Genomic DNA, 586 nt, shown 5'->3' with positions numbered 1-586 from the left:
GGGCTACACGGTGGTGGGCATCGCGCTGTGCCTGACGCTGGGCGTGGGGCTCGCCCGGCTGCTGGGCGTGCCCCGCGTGACGGGGCTGCTCATCAGCGTGGGCACGGCCATCTGCGGCGGGAGCGCCATCGCGGCGGTGGTGCCGGTGCTGCAGCCCAAGGAGCACGAGACGTCCGTGGCCCTGGGCACGGTGTTCCTGCTCAATGCCGTGGCGCTGTTCGTCTTCCCCGTCGTGGGCCACGCGGTGGGGCTGACGCCGCACCAGTTCGGCCTGTGGTGCGCGATGGCCATCCACGACACCAGCTCCGTGGTGGGGGCGGCGGTGCGCTACGGCCCCGAGGCCCTGGCGGTGGCCACCCCCGTGAAGCTGGCGCGCGCCCTGTGGATCCTCCCACTCACGGTGGGGCTGGCCGCATGGCGGCGGCGCGAGGGCCACGCGGTGAAGGGCAAGGTGCGCCGGCCGTGGTTCATCGCGGGGTTCCTGGGCGCGGCGGCGGTCGTGACGGTGTTCCCGGGGCTCGCGCCGGTGGGGCAGGGCGTGGCGGCGGTCGCCCGGCAGCTGCTCGTCGTGACGCTGTTCCTGCTG

General features: G+C 74.9%; 1 protein-coding gene. It reads left to right on the top strand.

The features are described from left to right. A partial coding sequence (locus D7X55_RS40180; protein WP_121725728.1) for a YeiH family protein occupies positions 1 to 586 on the top strand: 586 nt, incomplete at both ends.

Source organism: Corallococcus sp. AB049A (genome assembly GCF_003668885.1).
GTDB classification, from domain to species: Bacteria; Myxococcota; Myxococcia; order Myxococcales; family Myxococcaceae; genus Corallococcus; species Corallococcus interemptor.
The sequence above is the reverse complement of the archived record's forward strand: the minus strand, read 5'-3'. Positions and strand labels throughout refer to the sequence as shown.